Consider the following 24,227-nt stretch of genomic DNA (forward strand, 5'->3'; position numbering starts at 1 on the left):
CCGTAACCTCGAAAGGACCCTCGTGACCTCCGACGTGCAGACCGCACCCGAGACCGCCGACCTCACCGACGCCGAGCTGCCCGAGTGGTGGCGGCAGGCGGTCGTCTACCAGGTGTATCCCCGCAGCTTCGCGGATGCCGACGGTGACGGCATCGGCGACCTTCGCGGCATCCGCTCCCGGGTGCCCTATCTGAAGGAGCTCGGCGTCGATGCGATCTGGATGAGCCCGTTCTACCCGTCCGACCTCGCCGACGGCGGCTACGACGTGGCGGACTACCGCGACGTGGACCCGCGGCTGGGGACGCTCGACGACGCGGACGCGCTCATCGCCGCCCTCCACGAGGCGGGTATCAAGGTCGTCATCGACATCGTGCCGAACCACACCTCCGACCGGCACGCCTGGTTCCAGGAGGCGCTCGCCGCCGGGCGCGGCTCGGCGGCGCGGGCGCGGTACATCTTCCGGGACGGCAAGGGTGAGAACGGCGAGGAGCCGCCCGCGGACTGGACGTCGGCCTTCGGCGGTCCGGCGTGGGAGCGCGTCGAGGACGGGCAGTGGTACCTCCACAACTTCGCCGTGGAGCAGCCCGACCTCGACTGGTCGAACCCCGAGGTGCGGGCCGACTTCGTGCGGACCCTGCGCTTCTGGTCGGACCGGGGCGTCGACGGGTTCCGTATCGACGTCGCGCACATGCTCACGAAGGACCTGCCCGAGGAGCTTCCCACGCAGGCCGAACTCGACGCGATGCCGCGCGACGGGCAGCATCCGATGATCGACCGCGACGACGTGCACGAGGTCTACGCCGAGTGGCGTCGGGTGTTCAACTCCTACGACCCGCCGCGCACCGCCGTCGCCGAGGCGTGGGTCGACCCGTCGCGCGTGCCGCTGTACGCGAGCGCCGAGAGCCTCGGCCAGGCGTTCAACTTCGATCTGCTCGAGGCCGACTTCGACGCCGGCCAGTTCCGGCGGATCGTCGCCGACAACCTCGCGCTCGCCGCCGCGTCGGGATCGTCGACGACGTGGGTGCTGTCGAACCACGACGTCGTCCGGCACGCGACGCGGTACGGGCTGCCGCATCCGGAGCGGGATGCCTCGGGCCGCCCCTCGCGCAAGCACGGCAACGAGTGGCTGCTCTCGGGCGGCACCGAGCCTGCGCTCGACGCCGAGGCGGGACTGCGTCGCGCTCGTGCGGCGAGCATGTTCGTGCTCGGGCTGCCGGGCTCGGCCTACGTCTACCAGGGCGAGGAGCTCGGGCTGCAGGAGGTCGCGGACATCCCGGAGGCCGAGCGGCAGGACCCGACGTTCTTCCGCAGCCCCGGCGAGGACAAGGGGCGGGACGGATGCCGGGTGCCGATCCCCTGGACCGCGTCCGGCTCGTCGTTCGGCTTCGGCTCGGGCGGATCGCACCTGCCGCAGCCGGAGTGGTTCGGGGGGATGTCGGTCGAGGCGCAGGAGGACGACCCCGCGTCGACCCTGAACCTCTACCGCCGTGCGCTGGAGCTGCGGCACGAGCTGCAGACGGTCGAGGAGCTGACCTGGCTCGAGACCGGCCGCGACGACGTGCTCGCGTTCTCGCGACCGAACGGCTGGACCGTGGTCACGAACTTCGGCGACGAGCCGGCCGATCTGCCCGCGGGTGAGGTGCTGCTCGCGAGCGCCGAGCTCGAGGGCGACCGGCTGCCCGGCGCGACGACGGTCTGGCTGCGCACCGCCGGCTGACCTGACGGCGGCCCGTCTCGCACGTGCCGACGTGCTCGTGCGCGACTCCGCAGCGCCGAGTCACCACTCAACGGCCGAATCACCACCGGAATGCATGACGATGGGTGGTGATTCGGCACGCGGGTGGTGACTCGTGGTCCGGCTGGAGCGACACGGGGATAGGGAGACGGATGCCGGAGGGCGACAGTGTGTTCCGGCTGCGGCAGCGGCTGGCCGCGGCATCCGCCGGTCACACGATCGCGTCAGGTGAGCTGCGCTCGGGCAGCGCGGCGGGTACGCCGCTCGCCGGTGCCCGGATCGTCGGTTACGACACCCACGGCAAGCACCTGCTGACCCGGTTCGACACGGGGCACACGCTGCACACGCACCTGCGCATGCAGGGGACTTGGACGGTCACGCGGCCGGGTCGCCGCATCCCGTTCCGCGAGGACCACCGGGTGCGCGTACGGATGCGCCTCGACGACGGGTCGACGCTGTGGGGGATCGACCTGCCGGTCGTCGAGCTCGTGGCGACGGCGGACGAGGGCGGGCTGCTCGCGTACCTCGGTCCGGATCCGCTGCGCGACGACTGGGATGCCGCCGAGGCGGTGCGCCGGCTCGCCTCACGGCCCGAGCGTCCTCTCGTCGCGGCTCTCCTCGACCAGCGCAACCTGGCAGGGCTCGGCAACCTGTGGGTGAACGAGACCGCTTTCCTCTCCGGGGTGCACCCGTTCGCGCCGATCGGGTCGGTCGTGCTGACGGCGCTCGTCGAAAGTGCGGCGCGGATGCTGCGGATCTCGGCGACCGTCCCCGGCATGTACCAGGTGACCACCGGCTCGACACGCAAGGGAGAGTCGCATTGGGTCGTCGGGCGCGCGGGCCGGCCGTGCCTGCGCTGCGGCACCCGCATCCTCGTCCGCGACGAGGTCGCCAACGATCCCGAGCGCCGGCGCACCTGGTGGTGCCCCCGCTGTCAGCCCGAGGTGTGACGCCGTCATGTGAAGGCGCGCCGCCCGCCGAGACGGGTAGGGTCCCGGCATGGAACTCGAGGAGATCTGGCCGCTGTTCGAACTCTCGATCGGCACGCCGAATCTGACCCTGCGCCCCGTCCGTGACGTCGACCTGCCGGGATTGGTTCAGGCGGCGGCGGACGGGGTGCACGACCCGGAGCGGATGCCGTTCGGCGTCCCCTGGACCGATGCGGATCCCGCTGATCTTCCCCGGAACCTGGCCGAGTACCAATGGAGTCTTCGCACCAGAGTGAACCCTGCACACTGGACAGTCGCGTTCGCCGTCCACGCGAACGGCCATGTTGTGGGTTCGCAAGACCTGTCTGCGTATACCTTCGCCGACCGGCGAACCGTCAACACGGGCTCCTGGCTCACCAGGTCTGCTCAGGGCCGGGGCTGGGGAACCGAGATGCGGGCGGCCCTGCTGATGTTCGCGTTCGACGTTCTCGGGGCGGAATGGGCGGAATCCAGCGCAGCGTCCTGGAACGAGGCGTCCCTCGCCGTGTCCCGCAAGCTCGGGTACGAACTCAACGGCGTGACGCGCGTCGTCCCTCGGCAGGGTGAGCCCGTAGATGAACAGCGGGTTCGGTTGCATCGGGACGCCTTCATCCGACCTGACTGGTCCATCGCCGTCTCCGGCGCGGAGTCCGTCCGCGCCCATCTCGGCGTCCTGACCTGACAGGCGCGACTCGGACGGCGCAACCCCTTCGCCCGTGTCGGCTCTCCGACGTAGCGTCGCGGCATGGCTTCCACCCCGGCACCCAAGTCCTGCGCCTCGTGCGGGCGCGAGATTCAGTGGCGCAAGAAATGGGAGAAGAACTGGGACGAGGTGAAGTACTGCTCCGACGCGTGCCGGAAGCGCGGCATCCGTCCCGTCGACGAGAAGCTCACGCGAACGATCGTCGAGCTGCTGGATGCGCGGGCCGCGGCGGCGACGGTCTGCCCATCCGAGGCGGCGAGAGCGGTCGGCGGCGACGACTGGCGCGACCTCATGGAGCCCGCCCGCCGCGCCGCGCGGCGACTCGTCGCGGCCGGCGAGGTCGAGATCACGCAGCGGGGGCAGGTCGTCGACCCGTCGACCGCGAAGGGACCCATCCGCATCCGGAAGGTCCGCTGACGTGCAGACCTTCGTCCCGTACGCCGACCTCGCCCGCGGCATGGCCGCGCTCGACACGAAGCGGCTCGGCAAGCAGCGCGTCGAGACCCTGCAGGTGATGCGCGCGCTGACGATCCCGGACTACGGCTGGCGCCACCACCCGGCGGTCGCCATGTGGCGCGGGCACCGCGCGGCGCTCATGGTCTACCAGGACCTCACGGTCGACGAGTGGGTGCGGCGCGGCTTCGCCGACACGACCCGGCAGTCCACCCTCGCGACCCTCGACGAGATCCCCGAGGACGGCGCCGAGTACCGGTCCGGCACGGTACGGATGCCGCCCTGGTTCGGCCGCGAGGAGGTCCACCGCTCGCACCGGTCGAACCTGCTCCGCAAGGATCTCGAGTACTACCGCGCGCAGGGCTTCGACGACCCCGACGACCTGCCGTACGTCTGGCCGAAGGCCGAAGTCGACTGAGTCAGGCGGATGCCGCCCACGCCCGGACCCGCGCGATCAGATCCGCCTTGCGGGTGGCATCCGCGAACGACGCGGTGATCGAGTTCTCGGCGAGCTGGGCGAGTTCGGCCGCGTCGAAGCCGAGCGACGCGACGGCGGCGTAGTTGTCTCCGATGTACCCGCCGAAGTAGGACGGGTCGTCGGAGTTGATCGTCACGACGACGCCCGCATCGACGAGCCGTTGCAGCGGATGCGCCGCGAGCTCGGGCACGGCCCGCAGCCGCACGTTCGACAGGGGGCAGACCGTCAGCGGCACACGGTGCTCGGCGAGGTGGGCGAGCAGCTCGGGGTCGTCGATTGAGCGGATGCCGTGGTCCACCCGCTCGACCTCGAGCGCGCGCAGCGCCTCCCAGACGTAGGCCGCAGGCCCTTCCTCGCCGGCGTGGGCGACGCGGCGCAGGCCGAGCTCGGCGGCACGGCGGAACACGTTCTCGAAGAGCGACGGCGGGTAGCCGACCTCGGCCGAGTCCAGGCCGATGCCGAGCAGCTCGTGCGCGCGCGGCCCGATCTCGTCGAGGAGGGCTTCGGCGGAGGCGACCGGCTGGTCGCGCACGATGCAGACGATGAGGCCGCCGGTGATGCCGAAGCGCTCGGCGGCGCTGTCGAGACCGGCGCGCAGTCCGTCGATCACGGTGCCGACCGCGACGCCGTTCGCGGCGTGGACCTGCGGGTCGAAGAACATCTCGACGTGGTGCACGCCGTCCGCAGCCGCCCGCTCGAGGTAGGCGACGGCGAGGTCGGTGAAGTCCTGCTCGGTGCGCAGCACCGCCATGCACGCGTAGTAGACGTCGAGGAAGGACTGCAGGTCGGTGAAGTCGTAGCGGGTGCGCAGATCGTCGATGTCGGTGAACGGAAGATCGACGCCGTTGCGCGCGGCGAGGGAGAACGCGAGCTCAGGCTCCAGCGTCCCCTCGATGTGGAGGTGGAGTTCGGCCTTCGGGAGGGTGCGCAGGTCACGGCTCGTCACGGGGAGCCATCGTACGCACCCTCCCGTATGGGCCGGGTGGGTGAGGAGCCGGTCAGCTCAGACGCTTGCGCACATCGTGCGCGGCATCCCGGATCTTGTCGGCCAGGTCCTCCGCCGTGCCCTTCGCGGTCTTGGCGATCTTCTTGGCCGTGCGCTGCCGGTCCTTCCTCGCCTTGCGCTCCTCCCGCAGACGGACGAGCTGGTGCGGGACCGACTCGGACTTCTTCACGGTGACGGAGCGGCTGCCGATCGCGTAAGCCGCGAAGGCGATGGCGCCGATGATCAGGATCTTGTTGCGCATGTTCCGGGGTTCTCCTCGGGCGTGGATGCGTCGGATCAGGCGACGCGGGGCTCGGCCTGGTCGTCGGAGTCGTCCTCGATGTGGACGTCGTGGATCTCGACGTTCACCTCGACGACCTCGAGACCGGTGAGGCGGTGGACCGCCCCGGCGACGGAGCTGCGGACCTCGTCGGCGACGCGCGCGATCGGCGCGGGGTACTCGACGACGACCTTCAGGTCGACGGCGGCCTGCGTTTCGCCGACCTCGACCTTGACGCCCTGCGTGAGGTCGGTCGCGTTGATGGCGTCGCGGATCGCGCCGATGGCGCGCGCACCGCCGCCGCCCAGGGCGTACACGCCGCTCACTTCGCGCGCGGCGATGCCGGCGACCTTGGCCACGACGCTGTCGGCGATCGTGATGGTGCCCGCGGTGGTCGGAGCGTCAGTCCCGCGCGAGCCGGGCGCGCGGTCGACGCGCGTCGCCGGTGCTGCGACGGACGGGGTGGTGGTCTTCTGGTCCTCAGCCATGTCAGTGTCCTTTTCCGTGCCTGTGTCCAGGGGGCGGTGAGTTCCGCCTCTGCACATAGGAGGGATGCCGGGGGCGATTCGTCACAAAAAAGTCGCCGCATCCGCCACGATGGACGCACGCCCCGACCGTCCCCGGAGGAACCGATGTCCTACGCACCGCCCCCGCCGCCCTCGCCCTACGGTCGACCGATGCCTCCCGCCGCGGGTCCGGGGCAGCCGCCGCTCGAGTGGCCCCTCTACGGCGCGTCGTTCACGCAGGCCTTCGTCCGGTACTGGAAGAAGTACGCGACCTTCACCGGTCGCGCCAGCCTCAGCGAGTTCTGGTGGATGCGCCTCGCGTACTTCCTGATCGGGATGGTGCTCGTCGTGATCATGATCGGCGGCGCACTCGTCGGCGTCTCGTACGACCCGGTGACCGGGCAGAGCCGGCCCGGTCCGCTCATCGCGGTCGGCGCCATCCTGCTGGTCCTCTTCCTGCTCGCGACGATCATCCCGGACGCCGCTCTCACCTGGCGGCGGCTGCACGACGCGAACCTGCCGGGACCGCTGTTCTTCCTCGCCTTCATCCCGAGCCTCGGCTCCCTCGTCCTCCTGGTCCTGACCCTGCTGCCGACCAACCCGGCCGGGCGCCGCTTCGGCTGAGCAAGTCCCGGGCCGCGTCCGGGCGGCCTCGGTACGATGGGGGTATGACGATCGCCGCGCGCTACCGCCTCGAGCGCGCGCTGCCGTCGGCGATCGGGATCCGCGCCCTCACCGCACCGCAGCATCCGGGAACCAACGGATGGGTCAGCGAATGGGGCACCAACGCGCACGGCGAGATCGCCGGCTGCCCGCCGTCGGGGGCCTGACGCGCACCGCTCGTCGGTGCGTCCTCAGCGACCCCTGATCACCGACGCGGAAAGCGATCCGTCATGTCCACTTCCCCCTCCTCCCGCACGGCGCCGCACGAGATCTGGCGCGGCATCCGTCAGACCGTGCAGACCGACACCTTCGGCGGCATCCTGCTGCTGGCTGCGACCGTCGCGGCCCTCGTCCTCGCCAACTCGCCCGCCGCGCCCTGGTACATGGGTCTGCGCGAGACGTCGTTCGGACCCGAGGCGCTCCACCTGCACCTGACCGTCGCGCACTGGGCGGCCGACGGACTGCTCGCGATCTTCTTCTTCGTCGTGGGTCTCGAGCTCAAGGAGGAGATCGTTGCGGGGCGGCTGCGCTCGCCGCGCATCGCCGCGGTGCCCGTGATCGGCGCGCTCGGCGGTGTCATCGTCCCGGCGCTCATCTTCACGGCGTTCACGGTGACCGCGCCCGGTGACGCGGTGCGGGGCTGGGCGATCCCGACGGCGACCGACATCGCCTTCGCCATCGCGGTGTTCGCCGTCGTCGCGAAGGGGCTGCCGCCCGCGCTCCGTGTCTTCCTGCTGACCCTCGCCGTCGTCGACGACCTCTTCGCCATCACGATCATCGCCACCGTCTACACCGACGACCTGCAGCCGGTGTGGCTCGCGGCGGCGATCGTCCCGCTCGTCCTGTTCGGGCTGGCGGTGCGGCGCGGCATCCGTCATTGGTGGGTGCTGATGCCGCTCGCGATCGTCACCTGGGCGCTCGTCCACGCGTCGGGCGTGCACGCGACGATCGCCGGCGTGCTGCTGGCCTTCACCGTCCCCGCAACGGTGACGCCGCGAGCGCGGGTGCAGGTGGGGACGGATGCCGACGGCAGCCCCATCCACGATGCGTTCACCGCGCACTTCGCCGACCGCTTCGGTCCGATCTCGACGCTGGTCGCGATCCCCGTGTTCGCGTTCTTCTCCGCCGGGGTGACCGTCGGCGGCTGGGACGGGCTGGTCTCGGCCTTCGGCGATCCAGTGACCCTCGGCATCCTGGTGGGGCTCGTCGTGGGCAAGCCGGTCGGCATTCTGCTCGCGGTGTTCCTGCTCACGCGGGTGCCGTCGGTGCGGCGGACGTTCGAACTGCGATGGGGCGACATGCTCGGCGTGGGACTGCTCGCCGGCATCGGGTTCACGGTCGCGCTGCTCGTCGGCGAGTTGTCGTACGGCGTCGGATCGCTCGAGGACGACCACGCGAAGATCGGCATCCTCAGCGGGTCGGTCATCGCTGCGATCGTCGGTGGCGCCGTGCTCGCCGGGCGCGCGCGACGCGTGCGGCAGACTGAGAGCGCGTCCCCGTCCCCAGGAGCCTCATGAGCCGCACGCAGCCGACACCCGCGATGTACCAGCGCAACGCGCTCGCGCCGAGCCTGCTGGCCGCGGCGGTCCTGTTCGTCGCGCCGGCGCTGCTCGAGAGCGACTGGTTCCTCACCGTCCGGTTCGTCGCCACGATCCTCGCCCTCATCATCGGATGGTTCGCGGTGCAGGCGAGGCACTGGTGGTGGGTGCCGATCATGCTCGCTGTCGCGGTGATCTGGAACCCGATCTTCCCCTTCGCGTTCTCGGGTGCGATCTGGAGCGCTGCCCAGGTCGCGGCCGCGTTCGTCTTCCTCGCCGCCGGCGCGACGATCAAGATCCGCCGCCAGACCTGACTCAGCGGAGGTCGAGCGTGACCTGCGGGTGGTCGGCGAACACGTCGAGCACCCGTTCGAAATAGGTCAGGCCGGTCCCCGCGCGCAGGTCGTCGAGCTGACGCTGGATCGTGTCGGACTGGAATGTGCCCGGCTGTGCCAGCTTCTCGCGCAGCCATCGCTCCGTCTCGGCGACGCCGAGGGCCTGCCGGCTGCGCGCCGAATCGCGCCAGACGACCCGCGCGGAGTGGTCCTCGGCCAGCGCCCCGTACCCGCCGTGGAGCAGGTCGTCGAGCGCGTCGAGGCTGGTGCCCAATCGCCAGTCCTCCCCGGTCATGAACAGACGGTTCAGTTCGGCGTAAAGATCGGGGATGCCGCCGATGCGGCTCCCCTCGACGACGTAGTCCGCCATCCGGCTCAGGGCACCTTGTGGCCCGCCGCCGAGACGAGGCCGTACCACTCGGCGCGGGTGAGGGGGATGTCGGAGCCGGCCGCGGCATCCGTCACGCGCTGCGGCGTGGTCGTCCCGAGCACGACCTGCATGTGGGCGGGATGCCGCGTGATCCAGGCCGTGGCGATCGCGATCGGCGTCACGTCGTACTTCGCGGCGAGGCGGTCGAGCAGGTCGTTCAGCTCGGGCAGTTCAGGGGCGCCGAACATGACGCCGTCGAAGAATCCCTTCTGGAACGGCGACCACGCCTGCAGGGTGATCCCGTTGATGCGGGCGTGGTCGACGAGCCCGCCGCCGTCGCGGCTGATCGAGTCGTCCTCGCCCGCCATGTTCGCCGCGAGCCCCTGCGCGACGAGCGTCGAGTGCGTGATCGACAGCTGCACCTGATTCGCGACGATCGGTTGCGTCACGGCGGTCTTCAGCAGGTCGATCTGCCGCGGGGTGTGGTTCGAGACGCCGAACGCGCGGACCTTGCCCGACGACTCGAGGTCGTCGAAGGCGCGCGCGACCTCGTCGGGCTCGACGAGCGCGTCGGGGCGGTGCAGCAGGAGGACGTCGATCCGGTCCGTGCCCAGCGCCTGCAGCGACTCCTCGGCCGAGGCGACGATGTGCTCGTAGGAGTGGTCGAAGTGCCACTCGTCGGGGACGATGCCCGTCTTGGTCTGCAGCGTGATCTCGTCGCGCTCGGCGGAGCTCAGGTTCAGCGCCTCCGCGAAGCGGCGCTCGCAGCCGTGGCGTGAGCTGCCGTACAGGTCGGCGTGGTCGAAGAAGTCGACACCCGCCGCGCGGCAGGCGTCGAAGAGCTCGCGGATCGCCGCGTCGGACATCTCCTCGATCCGCATCGTCCCGGCGACGACGTTGGGGACCCGCTGATCGGTGGGACCCAGGGGGACGAGACGCATCATGCTCCGTTTCCGGACCGCGTCGGCGCGGTCGACTCCTCAGCCTGGCTCATGGCTGCGCGCCTGTCGAGCAGGGTGCGCGCCAGCACGGTGGACCCGGCGACCGCGGCGGGCATCGCGATGACGGCGCCGAGCGGGACGAGGAAGCACAGCTGCGTCGCGACGCCGAAGCCCAGCACCCGCGCGCGCTGACCGCGGCGCAGGTCGCGGCGGGCCGCGGCATCCAGCCCCCGCGCTGACAGCGCGCGCGAGGTGAGTTCGTCGGCGAGCAGCCAGCCCGTCAGGAAGGCGGCGACGACCGCACCCAGGGCGGTGCCGACCAGCGGGATGAGCCCGACGAGTCCGGCGACGATCGCCGCGAGGAGCCCCCGCAGGATGAGGCCGATGCTGTCGCGGATCGACCGCCAGAACCCGTAGTCCGACTCGGGCGGCGCGTCACCGAGGTGCTGCTCGACCGATCGCCAGATCCGCTCGTAGAACGGGTCGCCGACGAGCAGCGTGAGCGCGGTGAACGAGACGACCGCGAGGACGATCGCGCCGCCGAGCAGGGCCGCGCCGATGCCGAGCCGGACGAGGGATGCCGCGACCTCGGCCCAGTCTTCGGCGAACGGGGTGAGCGCGTCGACGATGTCGCGCAGGAAGACGACGAGGGTGATGACCCCCGCGAGCAGCAGGATGCCGACGATCGCCGCCGGGATGAGGCCGAGCGCCATCCGGCCGGGCAAGCGCCCCCAGAACGCGAAGCCGCGACCGAGGTCGCCGACCCCGCGGAAGAACGAGGCGACCGGGCGCGGTGCGGGCGGGGGAGTCGTCATGCCCCCATCCTGCCCGGTCGCCGACCTCGAACGCTCGACAAGGCGAGCTGTTTGTCGATATAAAGGTATCGAAAGTCGATAGATGACGAATCCGTGATCGCACTCGCCAAGGCCGGGATCGGCATCTTCCTGGTCGCTCTCCTCGCCCTGCAGCTGTGGGTCGTGCCCGAGGTGGCGGCGGGGTTCGCGCAGCTCGCTCCCGAGTTCGCCGGACTGCGGATGCCGGGGGTCGTACTCAGCGGCATCCTGCTCCTCTGCGTGCAACTCGCGCTGCTGTGCGCGTGGCGTCTGCTCGCGCGCTTCGGCGCCGGGCGTCTCTTCGAGGACGGCGCTTTCCGCTGGGTCGATGCGATGATCGGCCTGACCGTGGCGGGAATGGCGGTGGTCGCCGCGGGATGCGGGGTGATCGGCGCGGCCGGCGCGGGGAGCCCCTTCGTCCTGATCCTCACCTTCCTCGCGCTCGCCGCGGGCGCGGCGATCGCCCTCCTGCTGGGGGCGCTGCGCGAGGTGCTCAGACAGGCGGTTCTGCTGCAGGATCAGGTCGTCGGGGTCGCGCACGCACAGGAGAACCCGCCGCGATAGGGGTTGCATCCCACGCGCGGTTTCGGTTGGAGTGGTGCGATGACAAACGACACGTCGGCTCCCCTCGCCCAGGAAAAGCCCGGTCTGAAGCGCGCCGTCGGCACCTGGCTGCTCTTCGCGTTCATCGTCGGTGACACCCTCGGCGCGGGCATCTACACGCTCGTCGGCACGATGGCGACCGACGTGGGCGGTGTCATCTGGCTGCCGCTCCTCATCGCGCTCGTCGTCGCGCTGCTCACGGCCGGTACCTACGCCGAGCTGATCACCAAGTACCCCCACGCCGGCGGCGCAGCACGCTACGTCGACAAGGCGTTCGGCATCCCGTTCCTGTCGTTCCTCGTCGGCTTCCTGATGATGGCCTCGGGCATCACGACGGCCGCGGCGCTCGCCAACGCGTTCGCGGGCGACTACTTCAGTGCGTTGTTCGACATCCCGCCGATCCCGGTGGCGATCGGCTTCATCCTCGTGCTGACCCTCATCAACCTGCGCGGGGTGAAGGAGTCGCTCGCGACGAACATGGTCGCGTCGATGATCGAGGTCTCGGGACTCATCCTCGTGATCGTCATCGCCGCCATCGTGTTCGGCAGCGGGGGAGGCGAGCCGTCGCGCATCTTCGAGTTCGCGCCCGACGTCGCACCCCTGCAGGGCGCGTTCGCGGCATCCATCATCGCGTTCTTCTCCTTCCTCGGTTTCGAGGCGGCGGCGAACATGGCCGAGGAGGTCAAGAACCCGTCGCGGTCGTACCCGCGAGCACTGTTCGGCGCGATCCTCACGGCCGCCGTCGTGTACCTGCTGATCGCGATCGGCGCGGTCATCGTCGTCGAACCGTCGAAGCTCGCGACCTCATCCGGTCCGCTGCTCGAGGTCGTGACCGCGAGCGGTCTCGCGGTGCCGGGATGGCTGTTCAGCCTCATCGCGCTCGTCGCGATCGCCAACGGCGCGCTGCTCTTCATGGTGATGGCGAGCCGCGTCGCCTACGGGCTGGCCGAGTCCGGCCTCATGCCGCACGCCTTCGGCAAGGTGCTGCCGAAGCGACGGACGCCGTGGGTCTCGATCGTCGTCGTCGCCGGGGTGACGATGCTCCTCACGGTGGTCGGCGACATCTCGACGCTCGCCGAGACGACGGTGCTCCTGCTGCTCCTCGTCTTCCTCACCGCGAACGTGAGCGTGCTCGTGCTGAAGAAGGACAAGGTCGAGCACGAGCACTTCTCGGTGCCGCGCATCGTCCCCATCCTCGCCATCATCGCCAGCATCGTGCTGCTCACCCAGCAGACCGGCCTGGTCTGGCTGGCCACCGCGGGGTACGTCGTCGTCGGAGCGATCCTGTTCTTCGTCGCGCGGTTCAGCCGTCGCCGCGGCGACCGCAAGATCGCCGCGCGCACTGGCGCGATCCCGACCGTGGCGGGGTTCCGCGACTGAGCGTCGCCGCGTCTACCCGACGTGGCCGGTCGACGCTCGCGGGATGAGCGTCGGCATGGCCACCCGCATCGACGCGCCCGCGTCGGGGGCGAGCAGCATCTCGACGGCTGTGGTTGCGATCTGATCGAACGGTGTCCGTACCGAGGTGAGAGGCACCGGCAGCTGCGCCACGAGCGGAATGTCGTTGTAGCCGACGAGTGACAGGTCACGACCCGGGACGAGGCCGCGGTTCTGCGCCACGGTAAGGATCCCGAGGGCGAGGTTGTCGTTCGCCGCGAAGACGGCCGTGGGTCGATCGGACCCGTCCAGCAGGCGGTGGCCCGCATCGATGCCGTGCTCGAGTCCGTAGCCGACCGCGAGGATGCGCTCCTCGGGGAGTGCGATGCCGGCCTCGGTCGCGGCGCGCTCGGCGCCCGCGCGGCGGTCGCGCCCGCTCGAGGTGAACCACGGGCCCGTGACGACACCGATGTCGCGGTGACCCAGGTCGATGAGGTGGCGCATCGCGAGGTATCCGCCCGTCTCATCGTCTCCCAACGACGACGGGCTGACGCGGTCGGTGCGGAGCGCGAGCACGTGCGGGACGTTCCGCTCCCGCAGCGACGCCGGCAGTCCGTCGTCGATGCGCGCGGTCGCCAGCACGACGCCGTCGACGCCGCGATCGAGGAGCGTCTCGGTCGCGCGGCGCTCCTCGTCGGGGTCATCGCCGCAGGTCGCGACGACCGCGAAGTGACCGCGCTGGCGCGCGGCCCGCTCGACCGCCTCGAACATGAGCGCCATGACGGCATCCGTCAATCGCGGCACGAGGACGCCGATCGTGCCGGTCGCCCCTCGACGCAGATTCGACGCGAACACGTTGCGCCGATAGCCGAGCTCGTCGGCGACCGCGCGCACGCGCACAGCCGTTTCGGACTTCGACGGCGGGGTGCGCTCGTCCAGGATGCGGCTCACCGTCGAGATGCTCACGCCGGATGCCTCGGCCACATCGCGCAGCGTGACCGGACCTGCGTTCCCACCCGGTTTCGAGGTGATCGCCATTGCTCCCCCTTGACACGATCTGTGGTCATCAGCATACTTGCAATCGTTACTGCAAACGTTCCCGCCAACGTTTTCACCCGGCGGGTCTCAACGAAGAGAAGGAGTCAACCATGGTCCTCGACCTCCGTGGTCTCAACCCCGCACCCGTCACGCCCTTCACTGAGGACGGCGCCGTCGACTACGCCGCGATCCAGCGACTCGGCTCGTGGCTCGGGTCGATCGACGGCGTGAAGAGCCTCGTCGTGCTCGGCCACGCCGGTGAGGGCACGTTCCTCACCGAGGCCGAGCAGCTGGACGTCATCCGCGCCTTCCGCGACTCCGTCGACGACAAGCTGCCGATCATCGCCGGCATCACGAAGGAGGGGAACCTCACCGCCGCCCTCGAAGCCAAGGCCGCCGCGGATGCCGGGGCCAAGGGCGCCCTCGTCTACCCGTCGCACGGCTGGCTGCGCTTCGGCTTCCAGCCCGGAGCCCCGCAGACCCGGTACCGCGCGATCTGGGAGGAGTCCGGGCTCGAGGAGATCCTCTTCCAGTACCCCGACAACACGAAGGCCAGCTACGACCTCGACACGCAGCTCGAGATCGCGGGTCAGGAGGGTGTGAACCACACCAAGAACGGCGTCCGCAACATGCGCCGCTGGTACACCGAGATCCCGGCGCTGCGCGCGGCCTACCCCGAGCTGCAGGTCCTCTCCTGCCACGACGAGTACCTGCTGCCGACGATGTTCGACGTCGACGGCCTGCTGGTCGGGTACGGCAACATCGCCCCCGAACTGCTCGTGGAGCTCATCGCGGCCGGCAAGGCGAAGGATTACGCCGCCGCGCACGCCATCCACGAGCGCCTGCTGCCCGTCACCAAGGCGGTCTACCACCGCGGCTCGCACATGGAGGGCACGGTCGCTCTCAAGTGGGGTCTGGTGAACCGCGGCATCCTCGACCACGCGACGGTTCGCGAGCCGCTGCTCCCGCTCGAGCCCGGAGCAGATGCCGAGATCGCCGCCGCCTTCGCCTCCGCCGACCTCGGCAAGGTCAGCGTCTCCGTGTGACCCGACTCCGGGGGCCGGTCACCGCCGGTCCCCGGGGCATGGACGGCACCGCACCCGTCGATCTACCCTGCAGTGCGGCTCTTCAGTCAACGACGACTCGGCGGCAGGACCGCCCTCCCGAAGGAGCTCCCATGAGCATCGACCGCTCGCGCACCACCCGACCCCCCGCGACGCCCGGCACCGGACACGGTCGCATCTCGACCGAGACGGTGCGGACCATCGTGGAATCCAGCCACACCCGACGGACGTTCTGGCGCCAACTCGCCCTCATCGGCCCGGCCTTCGTCGCCGGCGCATGGCAGTTCGGACCCGGCAATCTGACCACCGCCATGAACGCCGGCGCGGGCTACGGGTACACCCTCATCTGGGTCATCATCGTCTCGACGATCCTCATGATCTTCCTCACCGACATGAGCGTGCGTCTCGGCATCCGCACCCCCGTCTCCCTCATCGCGTCGGTCAAGGAACGTCTCGGCGGCTGGGTCGGCGTTGTCGCCGGCTTCGGCGTCTTCCTCATCACACTGTGCTTCTCGGTCGGCAACGCCGTCGGCTCGGGAGTCGGTCTGTCGATGCTCATCCCCGGGACGTCGCCGGTCATGTGGACGATCATCTGCACCGTCGCGGTCGCGTCGATCCTGTTCCTGAAGGGGATCTACCGCATCGTCGAGAAGATCCTCATCGCCATCGTCGCCCTGATGGCGGTCTGCTTCATCGTCTCGGCGTTCGCCGCGAACCCCGACTGGGCCGCGGCCGGCGCGGGCCTCATCCCCGTCGTCCCCGACAACGCCTGGCTGCTGATCATCGGCCTGGTCGGCACGAACTTCTCGATCAACGCGGCCTTCTACACCTCCTACGGCACGAAGGCACGGGCGCGCACGAAAGAGGACTACCGCGACATCACCATCGTCGACACGATCCCCGGCATCGTGGCCCCCGGCATCATGACGGCCCTCGTCATCGTGGTCGCTGCGGCGGTCCTGAACGCGACGGGGACCGACGCGCCCGGCGCCTTCGGCGGGCTTGCTCGCATCTTCGAGCCGATCGCGGGCCCGGTCGGGGCGTGGATCTTCGCACTCGGCTTCTTCGGTGCGGCGTTCTCGTCGATGATCCCGAACTGCGTCGCGGGCGGCACGATGCTCTCCGACGCACTCGGCAAGGGGGCTTCGGCCGAGACGAAGACCGCCCGGCTCGGCAGCGGCTTGATCCTGATCTTCGGCGTCGCGATCACCCTGATCTTCTCCGGCTCGTCGCCGGTCGAGCTGATCATCCTCGCGCAAGCCCTCACCGTGCTCTTCGCGCCGATCCTGGCGGTGCTGATCATCGTGATGTCGAACGACAAGCGCCTCATGGGGCCGCTGCGCAACACCTGGTGGCAGAACGTGATGGGGCTCATCGGCCTGGTGTCGGTCATCGCGCTCTCCGTGCGTCTCGTGGTCAGCCTGATCGGTTCCTGACCCACCAACAGTGAAGGCCGCGACCCGCGCGGGTCGCGGCCTTCACTGGCGTCACTCGGCTTCGACGACCTTCACCGCGTCGATGAAGCCCGTGTTGTCACCGTCCACGGTCGTCGCCACGAACGAGATCGTGTGCTCGCCCGCGTCGAGCGTCACGGCATCCGTCTGGTGGAACTCGTAGGAGCCGCCCGCCGGAGCGTAGTGACCGAGCAGTTCGTCGTCGATGAAGACATCGAACTCCTGCAGCCCGCCGAAGTCGGCGCGGTTGGCCGTGTAGAAGGTCAACGCGAAGGTGCCCTGCGGGAACACGACGGTCTGGTCGATGCGGCTCCCCAGCCCGGAGTCGGTCTTCAGATAGGCGGTGCGCTCACCCTCGGGCGCGTCCTCCGCGGGGTTGAAGACACTGTTGTTGTGCTGGATGCCGGCACGTGCGCTGAACGTCCATCCGTTCACCATCGGTCCGTTCGCCGTTCCGCCCGTGGCGGGACTCTCGAACCCCGCGTTGAAGATCGTGACGATCGGCTCTTCTGCCGGGACCTCGGGGTTGACGAAGCACCGGTTGTCGCCACCCGGATTCGGGTTGGCCCCGAACGACGCGGCCGTGCACTCGACGCCATCGGTGAAGGTGCCGTACTCGAACAGTCCGTCGGAGCCGAATGCCACGCTCGCCTCGCCGGCGAAGGCGCAGGTCCCGCCGTCCTCGTACTGGCAGAACTCGTACCCGTCGGGGGCGTTCTGCACGTCGAGCACCTTGTAGAGCCGCGACGTGATGCCCGAGTCCTCCAGGCCCGGTGCGACGGCGATCGCCCTCAGATAGGTCGTCTGGAGCGGCTCGAGGAAGATCTGCCCGGTGTAGAGCGTCGAGTCAGCGGTGGGCTCACTGCCGTCGGTCGTGTAGCGGATCTCCGCGCCCGGTGTGCCGGACGTGATCGTGACCGCCTCGACCGACGGATACAGGCCGGGCTCGAGGCTGAACACCGGCGCCTCGACCACGCCCGCCTTCGGAGCAGGCGTCACGGTGATCTGCGCGACGCCGTAGTCACCGCTGCGCGTCGTCGCGCGGACGGCGACGGTGCGCTCACTGGTCACGTCGGGCGCGGTGAAGACGCCGCGCTTGTCGATGGTGCCGTTGCCCTTGCCGACGACCGACCAGGTGACCTTGCCCTTTCCGTCGATGATGTCGGACGAGAGCGCGACCTTCGATCCGCCCGAGATCGTCGACTCCGTCGGCGTGACGGCGACCTGGGTGGCTGCCGGTTCGGTCGTGTAGATCACGAAGCCGTGCTGGTCGTTCACGTCGCGGTCGGTGAAGGCCGACTTCTTCGCGTGCAGCGTGCCGCTGGATGCGGGCAGGATCGCGTTCGCTTCGGGCTGCGCAAGGGAATCGTCGAAGGCGATGCGCGTGAACTTATCGTTCACGCGGCCGCCCTCGAAGCGCACCGTGACGTCCTTGGCTTCGCCGCCCTTCGACTCGACCAGCACGGTGAGTTCACCGTCGGCGTCGCGGAACGCGGCCGCACGGATGTCGTCGTGCGACACCGTCGTGGCCAGCACGGTGCTGTGATCCGGGATGTAGCGCATGAGGAGCCCGGCTTCGTAGAAGGCCGCCGTCGGCTCGAGGCCGAGCACGAGGGAGTCCCACATGTTGAACGCGCCGTTGGTGTCGCCCGCGGGGTCGTGCGTCATCACGCCGTTGAGCTGCCACACGAGGTTCGAGTGGACGCCGTTGTTGGCGCTCCCGATGATGTAGTTCGCGTACCCGGTCTCCCAGACGCTCGTGCCGGGGTTCGTCCATCCCATCTCGGACAGATTCAGCGGGGCGTCGCCGATCGAGCTGCGACGCTGGTCGATCGCGTCGCCGAGGAAGTCGTACGACTCGCCGTAGAGGTGGAAGGAGTACTGGTCGAAGACGTCCGCGGCGTTGTCGGCCATGTACTGCGTCCAGTCGGGTGCGTTCACCTCTTCGGGGCCCCAGATCTGCACCTGGTCACGGAGTCCGTCCTCGACGAGCTGCTCGTGGACCTTCCGCGCCATCTCGGCGTAGTAGGCCTTCTGATCGGCCGGTCCCTCGAAGTCCCAGCTCCCGTTGGGCTCGTTGTAGAACGTCAGGTAGTCGATGTTGTCGTAGCCGCGGCTGTTGACGAGTTCATCGAGCAGGGCTGATGCCGACCGTCCATAGGCATCGAGGTCGGCCGGGGCGCTCTCATAGGGCTTCTGCACGCCGGGGTAGAGGAACCAGTCATGGACGCGCTCGCCGACCTTCCACCCGAAGTTGAGCAGGACTTCCGTCCCGGCCTGCTCGAAGGCGTCGAGGTACCGGTACACGGCCTTCATCTCAGGGCTCTCGAAGTCGTACTGTCCCTTCTCGAGCTCCATCCAGTCGATCTGGAACCAGAGGCGTGCCACCTTCGGCTGCAGGGTGAGGATGCGCTCGACATCCACCTCCCAGTCGGCATCGTCGTAGCCCAGGGAGGTGGTTCCCTCCATGAGACTCCACGGCATGACGTTGGCGCCGATGCCGAGGTAGTCCTCCTGGACGACGTCATCGAGGTCGACCGTCACCGTCCGCTGCGCGTCGGGGTCCGCGGCTGCCGCCGGGAGGGAGGGGAGGAGTGTGGCCGCGGACAGCGCTGCTGCTGCTGCGATCGCAGGCCCGGTTCGTCGTTGCACGGGGGTGCCTTCCTATCTTCGTCGATAGAACGCGGTGCGGCTGGTTCGGGAGTGTCGTCGGTGACACCAGGTAGTTGCACTACGCACTTTCCTTGTTCGAGTACGCTAACCGACGACTTTCCGGGGTTCAAGAGCCCTTGTAAAGGTAGTGTAGGTAGTGCAACTACCCATACGGGGACTCACAGGGCGGCGACGGCGCGGCGTGACAGCTCTTCGATCCGTGTGAAGTCTCCGGCCTCGAGGGCATCCGACGGCACCATCCATGAACCGCTGACGGCGAAGACCGCCGCGTGCGCGAGGTAGTCGCTCGCGTTGGCGGGGGAGACCCCGCCCGAGGGCATGAAGCACGCGTCGGGAAAGGGGCCGGCGAAGGCGCGGATCGCGTCGAGCCCGCCGATCTGCTTCGCGGGGAAGAGCTTGAGGTGCCGGAGCCCACGTCCGAGGGCCTGCTGGATCTCGGTGGCCGTCGCGACACCCGGCACGAGGGGAATCCCTCGCGCCAGGCAGCGCTCCAGCACGCGCGGATCGAAACCGGGCGAGACGGCGAATCGAGCCCCCGCGTCCACGACGTCGTCGACCTGCTCGGGGCTTAGAATTGTGCCCGCCCCCACGACGATGTCCTGGCGGTCCCGCAGCGCGTCGATCGCATCGAGGCCCGCGGCCGTCCGCAGCGTGATCTCGGCGCATCGGATGCCGCCGGCGACGAGCGCGTCAGCCAGAGGGTGCGCCGATGCGGCGTCCTGCAGGACGACGACCGGGACGATGCGGGCGCCGCCGACCGGCGAGTCCATCAGGCGTCCTGGGAGGTGGGGGCGACCACGATCTCGCGATGGCTGATGTGCTGCGGCAGCCGGTAGGCGCCGAGGATCGCGTCGGCGATGTCCTCGGGGCGGAGTCCACCCCCGATGCTGTCCTTGTACTCGAGGTAGCCCTCGAGGACGGCACCGTCGTCGGTGTTCGACAACAGCGCGGTGTTGACCATGCCGGGCGCGATCAGCAGCACGCGCACACCATGCGCGGCGTTCTCGCGCCGCATCCCCTCGGTCATGGCGTGGACGGCGTACTTCGTGCCGTTGTAGACCGTGTGGTCGGAGTACAGCTGCTTGCCTGCGATCGAGCCGATGTTGACGATCGTGCCGTGGCGGCGGTCCTGCATGCCGGGGAGCACGAGTCGGCTGTTGTTCACCAGCGCGACGCAGTTCACCTCGAACTGCTCGCGCACGAGCGCGGGGTCGGCTTCCGCGACCGGCGAGAGCGCCATCAGCCCGGCATTGTTCACCAGCAGATCGACGGGGCCGAATCGTTCCTCGGCGCGCGCGATCGCCTCGGCCACGGCCGTCGTATCCGTCACGTCCACGGCTGCGAGCTCGGCATCGGGCAGCCCCAGCGCCCGCATCGGCTCCAGGCGCCGGGCGATGAGCAGCAGAGGGTGGCCGGCGGCGGAGAAGGCGCGCGCCGTGGCGGCTCCGATACCGGAACTGGCGCCGGTGATGACGACGAGTGGGCGATCGGTCATGGGGAAACCTCCTGAGGGGCGAGCGCTGCGCTCACCGCATCGAATCGAGCCCGGGCCGCATCGTAGGACTCGGGATGCGTGGGGGTGATGGTCTCGAGGGCGCCGTGCGCGGCATCCGCTCGCGAGAAGTCCGCCCAGATGCCCGCGCCGACGAACGCGATCGTCGCTGCGCCGAGGGTCGCGGCCTGCTGGTCGACGGTGGAGCGCTGCAGCGCGGAGCCGAGGACGTCGGCGTAGATGCCGTTCCACAGGTCGGATCGCGCGCCGCCGCCCGAAACGAGGAGAGGCTCGGTCGAGCCGCTCAGCTCTCGGATGTGGCGCAGGCTGCGGTCGAGCGAGAAGGCGATGCCCTCGAGACATGCGCGGACGAGGTCGGCCGTACCGGTGCTCAGATGCAGGCCCGACAGGATGCCGCGCGCCGCGCTGCCTCCTTCGAGGGGAGTCCCGCCCGCGAGGGTCGGGACGAACGTGACGCCGCGGGCGCCGGCGGGGGATGCCGCAGCGGAGGCGATCACGTCAGCCGGATCCGCATCGGCCGCGATCAGTCGTCGCAGCCAGTCGAAGCTCGTGCCGCTGCTGAAGGTGGACAGCGCGCTGACGAACATCCCGGGAACGGCGTGGGCGAAGACGTATGGACGAGTGGCCTCGTCGAGGACCGGCCGCGAAGACGTGACCGTGATCCAGCTCGACGATCCGAGGGCGGCGTAGATCCGGCCCTCGGCCGTGCCGCGGGAGCCGAGCGCCATGGCGGCGTTGTCGACCGCCCCGGCGAAGACGGGGATGCCGGCGGGGAGGTTCAGGGCTGTCGCCGCATCGGCCGTCAGCGTCCCGACCCGATCGTGGGAGCGGACGATCGGGGCGAAGAGACCCCTGTCGAGACCCGCGGCGGCGAGGATGTCGTCGGCGTAGTCGGCCGCGCGCAGATCGTAGGCACCCGTACCGGACGCCATGGAGTGGTCGGTGGCGAGCTCACCGGTGAGCCGGAGGTTCACCCAGTCCTTCGACCCGACCAGCCGCGCCGTGCGCGCCCATCGATCGGGATCCTCCGCCCGCAGCGTCGCTGCCTTGAAGATCGGGTACAGCGGTGCGCCGAAGCCGTTGCCCGTTCGGCGGTACCACTCGCCTTCCTCGAGATGGGCGAACACATGCTCGGTCAGGCCACGGGCATCCGACCAGATCGGGGTCGTGTCGCTCAGGGGTTCGCCCCGGGGATCGAGGGCGATGACGCCGAGGCTCTGGCCCGACAGGGCGAGCCCCGCGATACGCGTCGCCGCACCAGGGACCCGGCCGAGGAGCGCGCGCGTCGAGGAGACGACGGCATTCCACCAGTCGGCGGGGCGCTGCTCATTGCGATCCGGCGATGGGTGCAGCGTCGGGTAGGGCATGACGACCTCGGCCACCTGCCGGGCGTCGGCATCCCACAGCGACGCCTTGCACCCCCCGGTGCCGAGGTCGTAGGCGAGGACGAGCTCGGTCATGGATCAGCGCGCCGAACGCGCCAGCCGGCCGAGGCGGTCGAACGCGGGGCCGGAGGTCAAGATGTCGATGTGGAACACCTCGGCGATGACCTGGGTCCACCCGTGCAGGAAGTAGATCCAGCCGTCCTCGATGTGCAACGCACGAACCTCCTCCTGCGCCCGTGCCTGGTCGAGGAAGACGAGGTCGCCGCGGTAGTTGAGGTCCCACGCCACGCCGTGGCCCGGGAAGCGTGCCGCGTCCGTGAGGGGGGATCCGGGCGCGTCCTTGCCGAGCCCGGTCGCGTTGACGACGAGCGAGCCGGCCGCGAGGTCAGCCAGCACACGGTCGTTGTCGGCGGGCGTCGGTGTGAGGACGTACTCGAATGACGTATCGGTGTCGAGCTGCCGGTGGATCCCGCGGATGTGGTCGAGACGTTCCTCGGACCGATTCGTCACGACGATGCGCCGCGGTCGATCCGCGCCGCTCTCTCGTCGCGACAGGTACCAGCTGATGGCGATCGTCGATCCGCCGGCCCCCATGCACAGCGCATCCGCGCCACCGGCCCAGTGGCCGGCCGGAACGAACGCGTCCAGCGCCAGACCGCTCGAGATCGGATCCTTCGCGTGGCACACGAGGAGTCCGTCGCGCTTGGAGATGCAGCTCGTCTCGCCCATGAGGCGTGCGAACGGATCGATCTCGTCGAAGAGGTCGGCGCACGCCGTGTAGAGATCGATCTTGTGCGTCGTCACGAGGGCACCGAGGCTGAGCGGGTCGGCGGCGATGAACTCCACGACGCGTCGGTAATCCGCCGCCGGGGCATGCAGCGGCAGGTCGATGCCCTGCAGGACCGCGTCCGTGAGACCGAGCTCCTCCGCCCAGCGCGGGAAGACCTGCTGGATCGAGGACCGGCCGGTCGTGACGCCGATGAAGTAGAGGGTCGGCGTCACCGCGGGGCGGAGGTCGGCCGAGGTCATGGTCTGGACGATCGTCATGCGTAGCTCCGGGATGCCGCGACGGCCGCGACGGCGGCGGTGGCGTTCATGCCGAACCGGGTGACGCCCAGCTCGGCCATGGTCGTGATGGTCTCGATGTCGCGGATGCCGCCCGCGGCCTTGAGCGCGGCGCGCCCGGCGGCCTGCTCCGCGATGACGCGGATGTGCTCGACCGTGGTTGGGATGCCGGACCAGCCCGTGCCCGTCTTGATCCAGGGCACGCCCGCTGCGATCGCGGCATCCACTCCGCGGCGGATCGTCGACTCCTCGAGGTGCCCGACCTCGAGGATCGCGCGAAGCGGCACTTCGCCGGCCACGATGTCGACCACCCGGCTGAGCTCATCGGTCACCGTGGCGGTGTCGCCGGAGCGCAGACGCCCGATCGAGACGACGACGTCCAGTTCTTGGGCCCCCAGGCCGAGCAGCTCGCGCGCCTCGGCCGCCTTCGTCGCCGGGGTCGCGCCCCCGCTGGGAAAAGAGACCGGCGAACCGGCGAGGACACTGCTCCCGGACAGGAGTTCCCGCAGCACGGGGAGCCAGGTGGGCAGGACGTGCGCACTGACGAAACCGCCGTCGACGGCGCGGCGCGCGAGTTCCTCGACGTCGCGCCGCGTGTGCTGCGCCTGCACGCAGCTGATGTCGATGTGTGCGGCGAGGTCGGCGAGGACCGCAGATGCGTCAGACACGGTATCCCCCATGATCCGGGTTGAGGCGGGTCGTCCAGCCGTCGCCGTCGGCGACGATCAGCTGCTTCATTCCCCCTGCGCGTTCGATGATGCCGTAGTCCTGACCGGCTTCGGTCGCGTAGGCGAAGACGGTGACGAGCAGGTCGTCGCCGACGTTCACGCTGCGGTGGACCCAGCCGCCGGGCACATGCACGGCGACGCCGGGGGAGATGGGGATGGCTCGGGCCTCGCCGTCGACGCTCTCCAGGAGCATCACGCCGCTGCCGGAGACGCCGTAGTAGAGCTCCGCGAACTCGGCCTGCGCGTGCAGGTGGCCGCGGGTCATCGCGAACTCGTCGCCGATCCGTCCGGGACGGAGCACGCTGAGTCCGATCGTGAGGGCGCCTCGCCCGCTTTCGGGGGTGCTGCTGTCGACCCAGTACACCGGGCGGCCGTCATCGTCTCGGATCGCCGAGGCGAAGGCGTCCGAGTCCCGGTAGAGCCCGTCGAGATCGGGCAGGCGCTTCTCATACCGTTCAGCGGTGCCCGTGAGGCTGCCGGCGAGCGGATCGACGGTGAGGGCGGCCGGTTCGGCCGGTCGTGCAGCGGCGCACATGTCA

General features: G+C 69.8%; 27 protein-coding genes. 13 read left to right on the top strand and 14 right to left on the bottom strand.

The features are described 5' to 3' along the window. Nucleotides 1–22: 22 nt before the first annotated feature. The 5 genes from Q9S71_RS05295 to Q9S71_RS05315 all read left to right on the top strand — a co-directional run bounded on the left by Q9S71_RS05295 (nt 23) and on the right by Q9S71_RS05315 (nt 4,277). Complete coding sequence (locus Q9S71_RS05295; RefSeq protein WP_422880330.1) at nt 23–1,717, top strand: glycoside hydrolase family 13 protein; 1,695 nt, start codon at nt 23–25, stop codon at nt 1,715–1,717. Between the two features lie 170 nt (nt 1,718–1,887). Then, nucleotides 1,888–2,685 carry an Fpg/Nei family DNA glycosylase gene (locus tag Q9S71_RS05300; protein ID WP_311860981.1) on the top strand — a complete coding sequence of 266 codons (798 nt, stop codon included), beginning with the start codon at nt 1,888–1,890 and terminating at the stop codon, nt 2,683–2,685. Nucleotides 2,686–2,734: 49 nt separating this feature from the next. Further along, nucleotides 2,735–3,385, top strand: coding sequence for a GNAT family N-acetyltransferase (locus Q9S71_RS05305; protein ID WP_311860982.1), 651 nt, complete (start codon nt 2,735–2,737; stop codon nt 3,383–3,385). 63 nt (nt 3,386–3,448) lie between these two features. Further along, nucleotides 3,449–3,823 (top strand): DUF3253 domain-containing protein, encoded by a 375-nt coding sequence (locus tag Q9S71_RS05310; protein WP_311860984.1) that lies wholly within the window; start codon nt 3,449–3,451, stop codon nt 3,821–3,823. Nucleotide 3,824: 1 nt separating this feature from the next. After that, nucleotides 3,825–4,277, top strand: a complete 453-nt coding sequence (locus tag Q9S71_RS05315; RefSeq protein WP_311860985.1) for an MSMEG_6728 family protein — start codon at nt 3,825–3,827, stop codon at nt 4,275–4,277. A 1-nt stretch (nt 4,278) separates the two neighbouring features. On the opposite strand, the gene Q9S71_RS05320 is transcribed toward Q9S71_RS05315, so the two are convergent. Genes Q9S71_RS05320 through Q9S71_RS05330 form a run of 3 tightly spaced genes read right to left on the bottom strand, consistent with a single transcriptional unit; the run spans nt 4,279 to nt 6,090 of the window. Beyond that, nucleotides 4,279–5,283, bottom strand: coding sequence for an adenosine deaminase (locus Q9S71_RS05320; protein ID WP_311860986.1), 1,005 nt, complete (start codon nt 5,281–5,283; stop codon nt 4,279–4,281). A 52-nt stretch (nt 5,284–5,335) separates the two neighbouring features. Then, nucleotides 5,336–5,584, bottom strand: coding sequence for a hypothetical protein (locus tag Q9S71_RS05325; RefSeq protein WP_311860987.1), 249 nt, complete (start codon nt 5,582–5,584; stop codon nt 5,336–5,338). 35 nt (nt 5,585–5,619) lie between these two features. Then, a complete protein-coding gene (locus tag Q9S71_RS05330) occupies nt 5,620–6,090 on the bottom strand; it encodes an Asp23/Gls24 family envelope stress response protein (RefSeq protein WP_311860988.1) in 471 nt (156 codons plus the stop codon). Nucleotides 6,091–6,279: 189 nt separating this feature from the next. Between Q9S71_RS05330 and Q9S71_RS05335 the strand changes: the two genes are divergently transcribed. The 4 genes from Q9S71_RS05335 to Q9S71_RS05350 all read left to right on the top strand — a co-directional run bounded on the left by Q9S71_RS05335 (nt 6,280) and on the right by Q9S71_RS05350 (nt 8,623). Continuing rightward, nucleotides 6,280–6,732 (top strand): DUF805 domain-containing protein, encoded by a 453-nt coding sequence (locus tag Q9S71_RS05335; RefSeq protein WP_311860990.1) that lies wholly within the window; start codon nt 6,280–6,282, stop codon nt 6,730–6,732. Between the two features lie 44 nt (nt 6,733–6,776). Beyond that, nucleotides 6,777–6,938, top strand: coding sequence for a hypothetical protein (locus Q9S71_RS05340; protein WP_311860992.1), 162 nt, complete (start codon nt 6,777–6,779; stop codon nt 6,936–6,938). Between the two features lie 63 nt (nt 6,939–7,001). Further along, nucleotides 7,002–8,288, top strand: coding sequence for a Na+/H+ antiporter NhaA (gene nhaA, locus Q9S71_RS05345; RefSeq protein WP_311860993.1), 1,287 nt, complete (start codon nt 7,002–7,004; stop codon nt 8,286–8,288). Then, nucleotides 8,285–8,623 carry a DUF6804 family protein gene (locus Q9S71_RS05350; protein ID WP_217528765.1) on the top strand — a complete coding sequence of 113 codons (339 nt, stop codon included), beginning with the start codon at nt 8,285–8,287 and terminating at the stop codon, nt 8,621–8,623. Before nhaA ends, Q9S71_RS05350 begins: the two co-directional genes overlap by 4 nt. 1 nt (nt 8,624) lies before the next feature. Here Q9S71_RS05350 and Q9S71_RS05355 read toward each other — a convergent pair whose 3' ends face one another. The 3 genes from Q9S71_RS05355 to Q9S71_RS05365 are packed head-to-tail and all read right to left on the bottom strand — an operon-like array spanning nt 8,625 to nt 10,770. Next, entirely contained in the window at nt 8,625–9,014 is a 390-nt protein-coding gene (locus Q9S71_RS05355) for a barstar family protein (RefSeq protein ID WP_311860994.1), read from the bottom strand. A gap of 5 nt (nt 9,015–9,019) precedes the next feature. Next, nucleotides 9,020–9,955, bottom strand: coding sequence for an aldo/keto reductase (locus Q9S71_RS05360; protein WP_311860995.1), 936 nt, complete (start codon nt 9,953–9,955; stop codon nt 9,020–9,022). Continuing rightward, entirely contained in the window at nt 9,955–10,770 is an 816-nt protein-coding gene (locus Q9S71_RS05365; protein ID WP_311860998.1) for an EI24 domain-containing protein, read from the bottom strand. Before Q9S71_RS05365 ends, Q9S71_RS05360 begins: the two co-directional genes overlap by 1 nt. Nucleotides 10,771–10,863: 93 nt before the next feature. Between Q9S71_RS05365 and Q9S71_RS05370 the strand changes: the two genes are divergently transcribed. Both Q9S71_RS05370 and Q9S71_RS05375 read left to right on the top strand, forming a co-directional pair. After that, on the top strand, nt 10,864–11,352 hold the full coding sequence (locus tag Q9S71_RS05370; protein WP_311861000.1) for a DUF2975 domain-containing protein: 489 nt from the start codon (nt 10,864–10,866) through the stop codon (nt 11,350–11,352). A gap of 39 nt (nt 11,353–11,391) precedes the next feature. Then, nucleotides 11,392–12,771, top strand: coding sequence for an APC family permease (locus Q9S71_RS05375; RefSeq protein WP_311861001.1), 1,380 nt, complete (start codon nt 11,392–11,394; stop codon nt 12,769–12,771). Nucleotides 12,772–12,783: 12 nt separating this feature from the next. On the opposite strand, the gene Q9S71_RS05380 is transcribed toward Q9S71_RS05375, so the two are convergent. Next, a complete protein-coding gene (locus Q9S71_RS05380) occupies nt 12,784–13,806 on the bottom strand; it encodes a LacI family DNA-binding transcriptional regulator (RefSeq protein WP_311861003.1) in 1,023 nt (340 codons plus the stop codon). A gap of 110 nt (nt 13,807–13,916) precedes the next feature. Between Q9S71_RS05380 and Q9S71_RS05385 the strand changes: the two genes are divergently transcribed. Both Q9S71_RS05385 and Q9S71_RS05390 read left to right on the top strand, forming a co-directional pair. Beyond that, the gene (locus tag Q9S71_RS05385) at nt 13,917–14,852 is read left to right on the top strand and encodes a dihydrodipicolinate synthase family protein (protein WP_311861005.1); all 936 of its coding nucleotides are present in this window, start codon (nt 13,917–13,919) and stop codon (nt 14,850–14,852) included. Between the two features lie 131 nt (nt 14,853–14,983). Continuing rightward, on the top strand, nt 14,984–16,306 hold the full coding sequence (locus Q9S71_RS05390; RefSeq protein WP_311861007.1) for an Nramp family divalent metal transporter: 1,323 nt from the start codon (nt 14,984–14,986) through the stop codon (nt 16,304–16,306). A 51-nt stretch (nt 16,307–16,357) separates the two neighbouring features. Here Q9S71_RS05390 and Q9S71_RS05395 read toward each other — a convergent pair whose 3' ends face one another. The 7 genes from Q9S71_RS05395 to Q9S71_RS05425 form a co-directional block, all read right to left on the bottom strand. Continuing rightward, entirely contained in the window at nt 16,358–18,976 is a 2,619-nt protein-coding gene (locus Q9S71_RS05395; protein WP_311861009.1) for a chitobiase/beta-hexosaminidase C-terminal domain-containing protein, read from the bottom strand. Nucleotides 18,977–19,155: 179 nt separating this feature from the next. Next, nucleotides 19,156–19,767 carry a bifunctional 4-hydroxy-2-oxoglutarate aldolase/2-dehydro-3-deoxy-phosphogluconate aldolase gene (gene eda / locus Q9S71_RS05400; protein ID WP_311861012.1) on the bottom strand — a complete coding sequence of 204 codons (612 nt, stop codon included), beginning with the start codon at nt 19,765–19,767 and terminating at the stop codon, nt 19,156–19,158. After that, nucleotides 19,767–20,492: an SDR family oxidoreductase gene (locus Q9S71_RS05405; RefSeq protein WP_311861014.1), complete on the bottom strand. Its 726-nt coding sequence runs from the start codon at nt 20,490–20,492 to the stop codon at nt 19,767–19,769. The genes eda and Q9S71_RS05405 overlap by 1 nt, the downstream gene beginning before the upstream one ends. Further along, the gene (locus Q9S71_RS05410) at nt 20,489–21,970 is read right to left on the bottom strand and encodes a xylulokinase (RefSeq protein WP_311861016.1); all 1,482 of its coding nucleotides are present in this window, start codon (nt 21,968–21,970) and stop codon (nt 20,489–20,491) included. The genes Q9S71_RS05405 and Q9S71_RS05410 overlap by 4 nt, the downstream gene beginning before the upstream one ends. A 3-nt stretch (nt 21,971–21,973) precedes the next feature. Further along, nucleotides 21,974–22,942: a shikimate dehydrogenase family protein gene (locus tag Q9S71_RS05415; RefSeq protein WP_311861017.1), complete on the bottom strand. Its 969-nt coding sequence runs from the start codon at nt 22,940–22,942 to the stop codon at nt 21,974–21,976. Next, entirely contained in the window at nt 22,939–23,628 is a 690-nt protein-coding gene (gene deoC / locus Q9S71_RS05420) for a deoxyribose-phosphate aldolase (RefSeq protein ID WP_311861018.1), read from the bottom strand. Before deoC ends, Q9S71_RS05415 begins: the two co-directional genes overlap by 4 nt. Continuing rightward, nucleotides 23,621–24,223, bottom strand: coding sequence for a glucose-6-phosphate isomerase family protein (locus Q9S71_RS05425; RefSeq protein ID WP_311861019.1), 603 nt, complete (start codon nt 24,221–24,223; stop codon nt 23,621–23,623). Before Q9S71_RS05425 ends, deoC begins: the two co-directional genes overlap by 8 nt. Between the last annotated feature and the right edge of the window lie 4 nt (nt 24,224–24,227).

It is taken from the genome of Microbacterium gawkjiense (assembly GCF_031932225.1).
GTDB classification, from domain to species: Bacteria; Actinomycetota; Actinomycetes; order Actinomycetales; family Microbacteriaceae; genus Microbacterium; species Microbacterium gawkjiense.

What these genes read in the sequence shown, in the direction of transcription:
- Q9S71_RS05300 (WP_311860981.1), top strand. Translation starts at nt 1,888, where the DNA reads ATGCCGGAGGGCGACAGTGTGTTCCGGCTGCGGCAGCGGCTGGCCGCG.
- Q9S71_RS05305 (WP_311860982.1), top strand. Translation starts at nt 2,735, where the DNA reads ATGGAACTCGAGGAGATCTGGCCGCTGTTCGAACTCTCGATCGGCACG.
- Q9S71_RS05310 (WP_311860984.1), top strand. Translation starts at nt 3,449, where the DNA reads ATGGCTTCCACCCCGGCACCCAAGTCCTGCGCCTCGTGCGGGCGCGAG.
- Q9S71_RS05325 (WP_311860987.1), bottom strand. Translation starts at nt 5,584, where the DNA reads ATGCGCAACAAGATCCTGATCATCGGCGCCATCGCCTTCGCGGCTTAC.
- Q9S71_RS05330 (WP_311860988.1), bottom strand. Translation starts at nt 6,090, where the DNA reads ATGGCTGAGGACCAGAAGACCACCACCCCGTCCGTCGCAGCACCGGCG.
- Q9S71_RS05335 (WP_311860990.1), top strand. Translation starts at nt 6,280, where the DNA reads ATGCCTCCCGCCGCGGGTCCGGGGCAGCCGCCGCTCGAGTGGCCCCTC.
- Q9S71_RS05340 (WP_311860992.1), top strand. Translation starts at nt 6,777, where the DNA reads ATGACGATCGCCGCGCGCTACCGCCTCGAGCGCGCGCTGCCGTCGGCG.
- nhaA (WP_311860993.1), top strand. Translation starts at nt 7,002, where the DNA reads ATGTCCACTTCCCCCTCCTCCCGCACGGCGCCGCACGAGATCTGGCGC.
- Q9S71_RS05350 (WP_217528765.1), top strand. Translation starts at nt 8,285, where the DNA reads ATGAGCCGCACGCAGCCGACACCCGCGATGTACCAGCGCAACGCGCTC.
- Q9S71_RS05355 (WP_311860994.1), bottom strand. Translation starts at nt 9,014, where the DNA reads ATGGCGGACTACGTCGTCGAGGGGAGCCGCATCGGCGGCATCCCCGAT.
- Q9S71_RS05360 (WP_311860995.1), bottom strand. Translation starts at nt 9,955, where the DNA reads ATGCGTCTCGTCCCCCTGGGTCCCACCGATCAGCGGGTCCCCAACGTC.
- Q9S71_RS05365 (WP_311860998.1), bottom strand. Translation starts at nt 10,770, where the DNA reads ATGACGACTCCCCCGCCCGCACCGCGCCCGGTCGCCTCGTTCTTCCGC.
- Q9S71_RS05375 (WP_311861001.1), top strand. Translation starts at nt 11,392, where the DNA reads ATGACAAACGACACGTCGGCTCCCCTCGCCCAGGAAAAGCCCGGTCTG.
- Q9S71_RS05380 (WP_311861003.1), bottom strand. Translation starts at nt 13,806, where the DNA reads ATGGCGATCACCTCGAAACCGGGTGGGAACGCAGGTCCGGTCACGCTG.
- Q9S71_RS05385 (WP_311861005.1), top strand. Translation starts at nt 13,917, where the DNA reads ATGGTCCTCGACCTCCGTGGTCTCAACCCCGCACCCGTCACGCCCTTC.
- Q9S71_RS05390 (WP_311861007.1), top strand. Translation starts at nt 14,984, where the DNA reads ATGAGCATCGACCGCTCGCGCACCACCCGACCCCCCGCGACGCCCGGC.
- eda (WP_311861012.1), bottom strand. Translation starts at nt 19,767, where the DNA reads ATGGACTCGCCGGTCGGCGGCGCCCGCATCGTCCCGGTCGTCGTCCTG.
- Q9S71_RS05405 (WP_311861014.1), bottom strand. Translation starts at nt 20,492, where the DNA reads ATGACCGATCGCCCACTCGTCGTCATCACCGGCGCCAGTTCCGGTATC.
- Q9S71_RS05410 (WP_311861016.1), bottom strand. Translation starts at nt 21,970, where the DNA reads ATGACCGAGCTCGTCCTCGCCTACGACCTCGGCACCGGGGGGTGCAAG.
- Q9S71_RS05415 (WP_311861017.1), bottom strand. Translation starts at nt 22,942, where the DNA reads ATGACGATCGTCCAGACCATGACCTCGGCCGACCTCCGCCCCGCGGTG.
- Q9S71_RS05425 (WP_311861019.1), bottom strand. Translation starts at nt 24,223, where the DNA reads ATGTGCGCCGCTGCACGACCGGCCGAACCGGCCGCCCTCACCGTCGAT.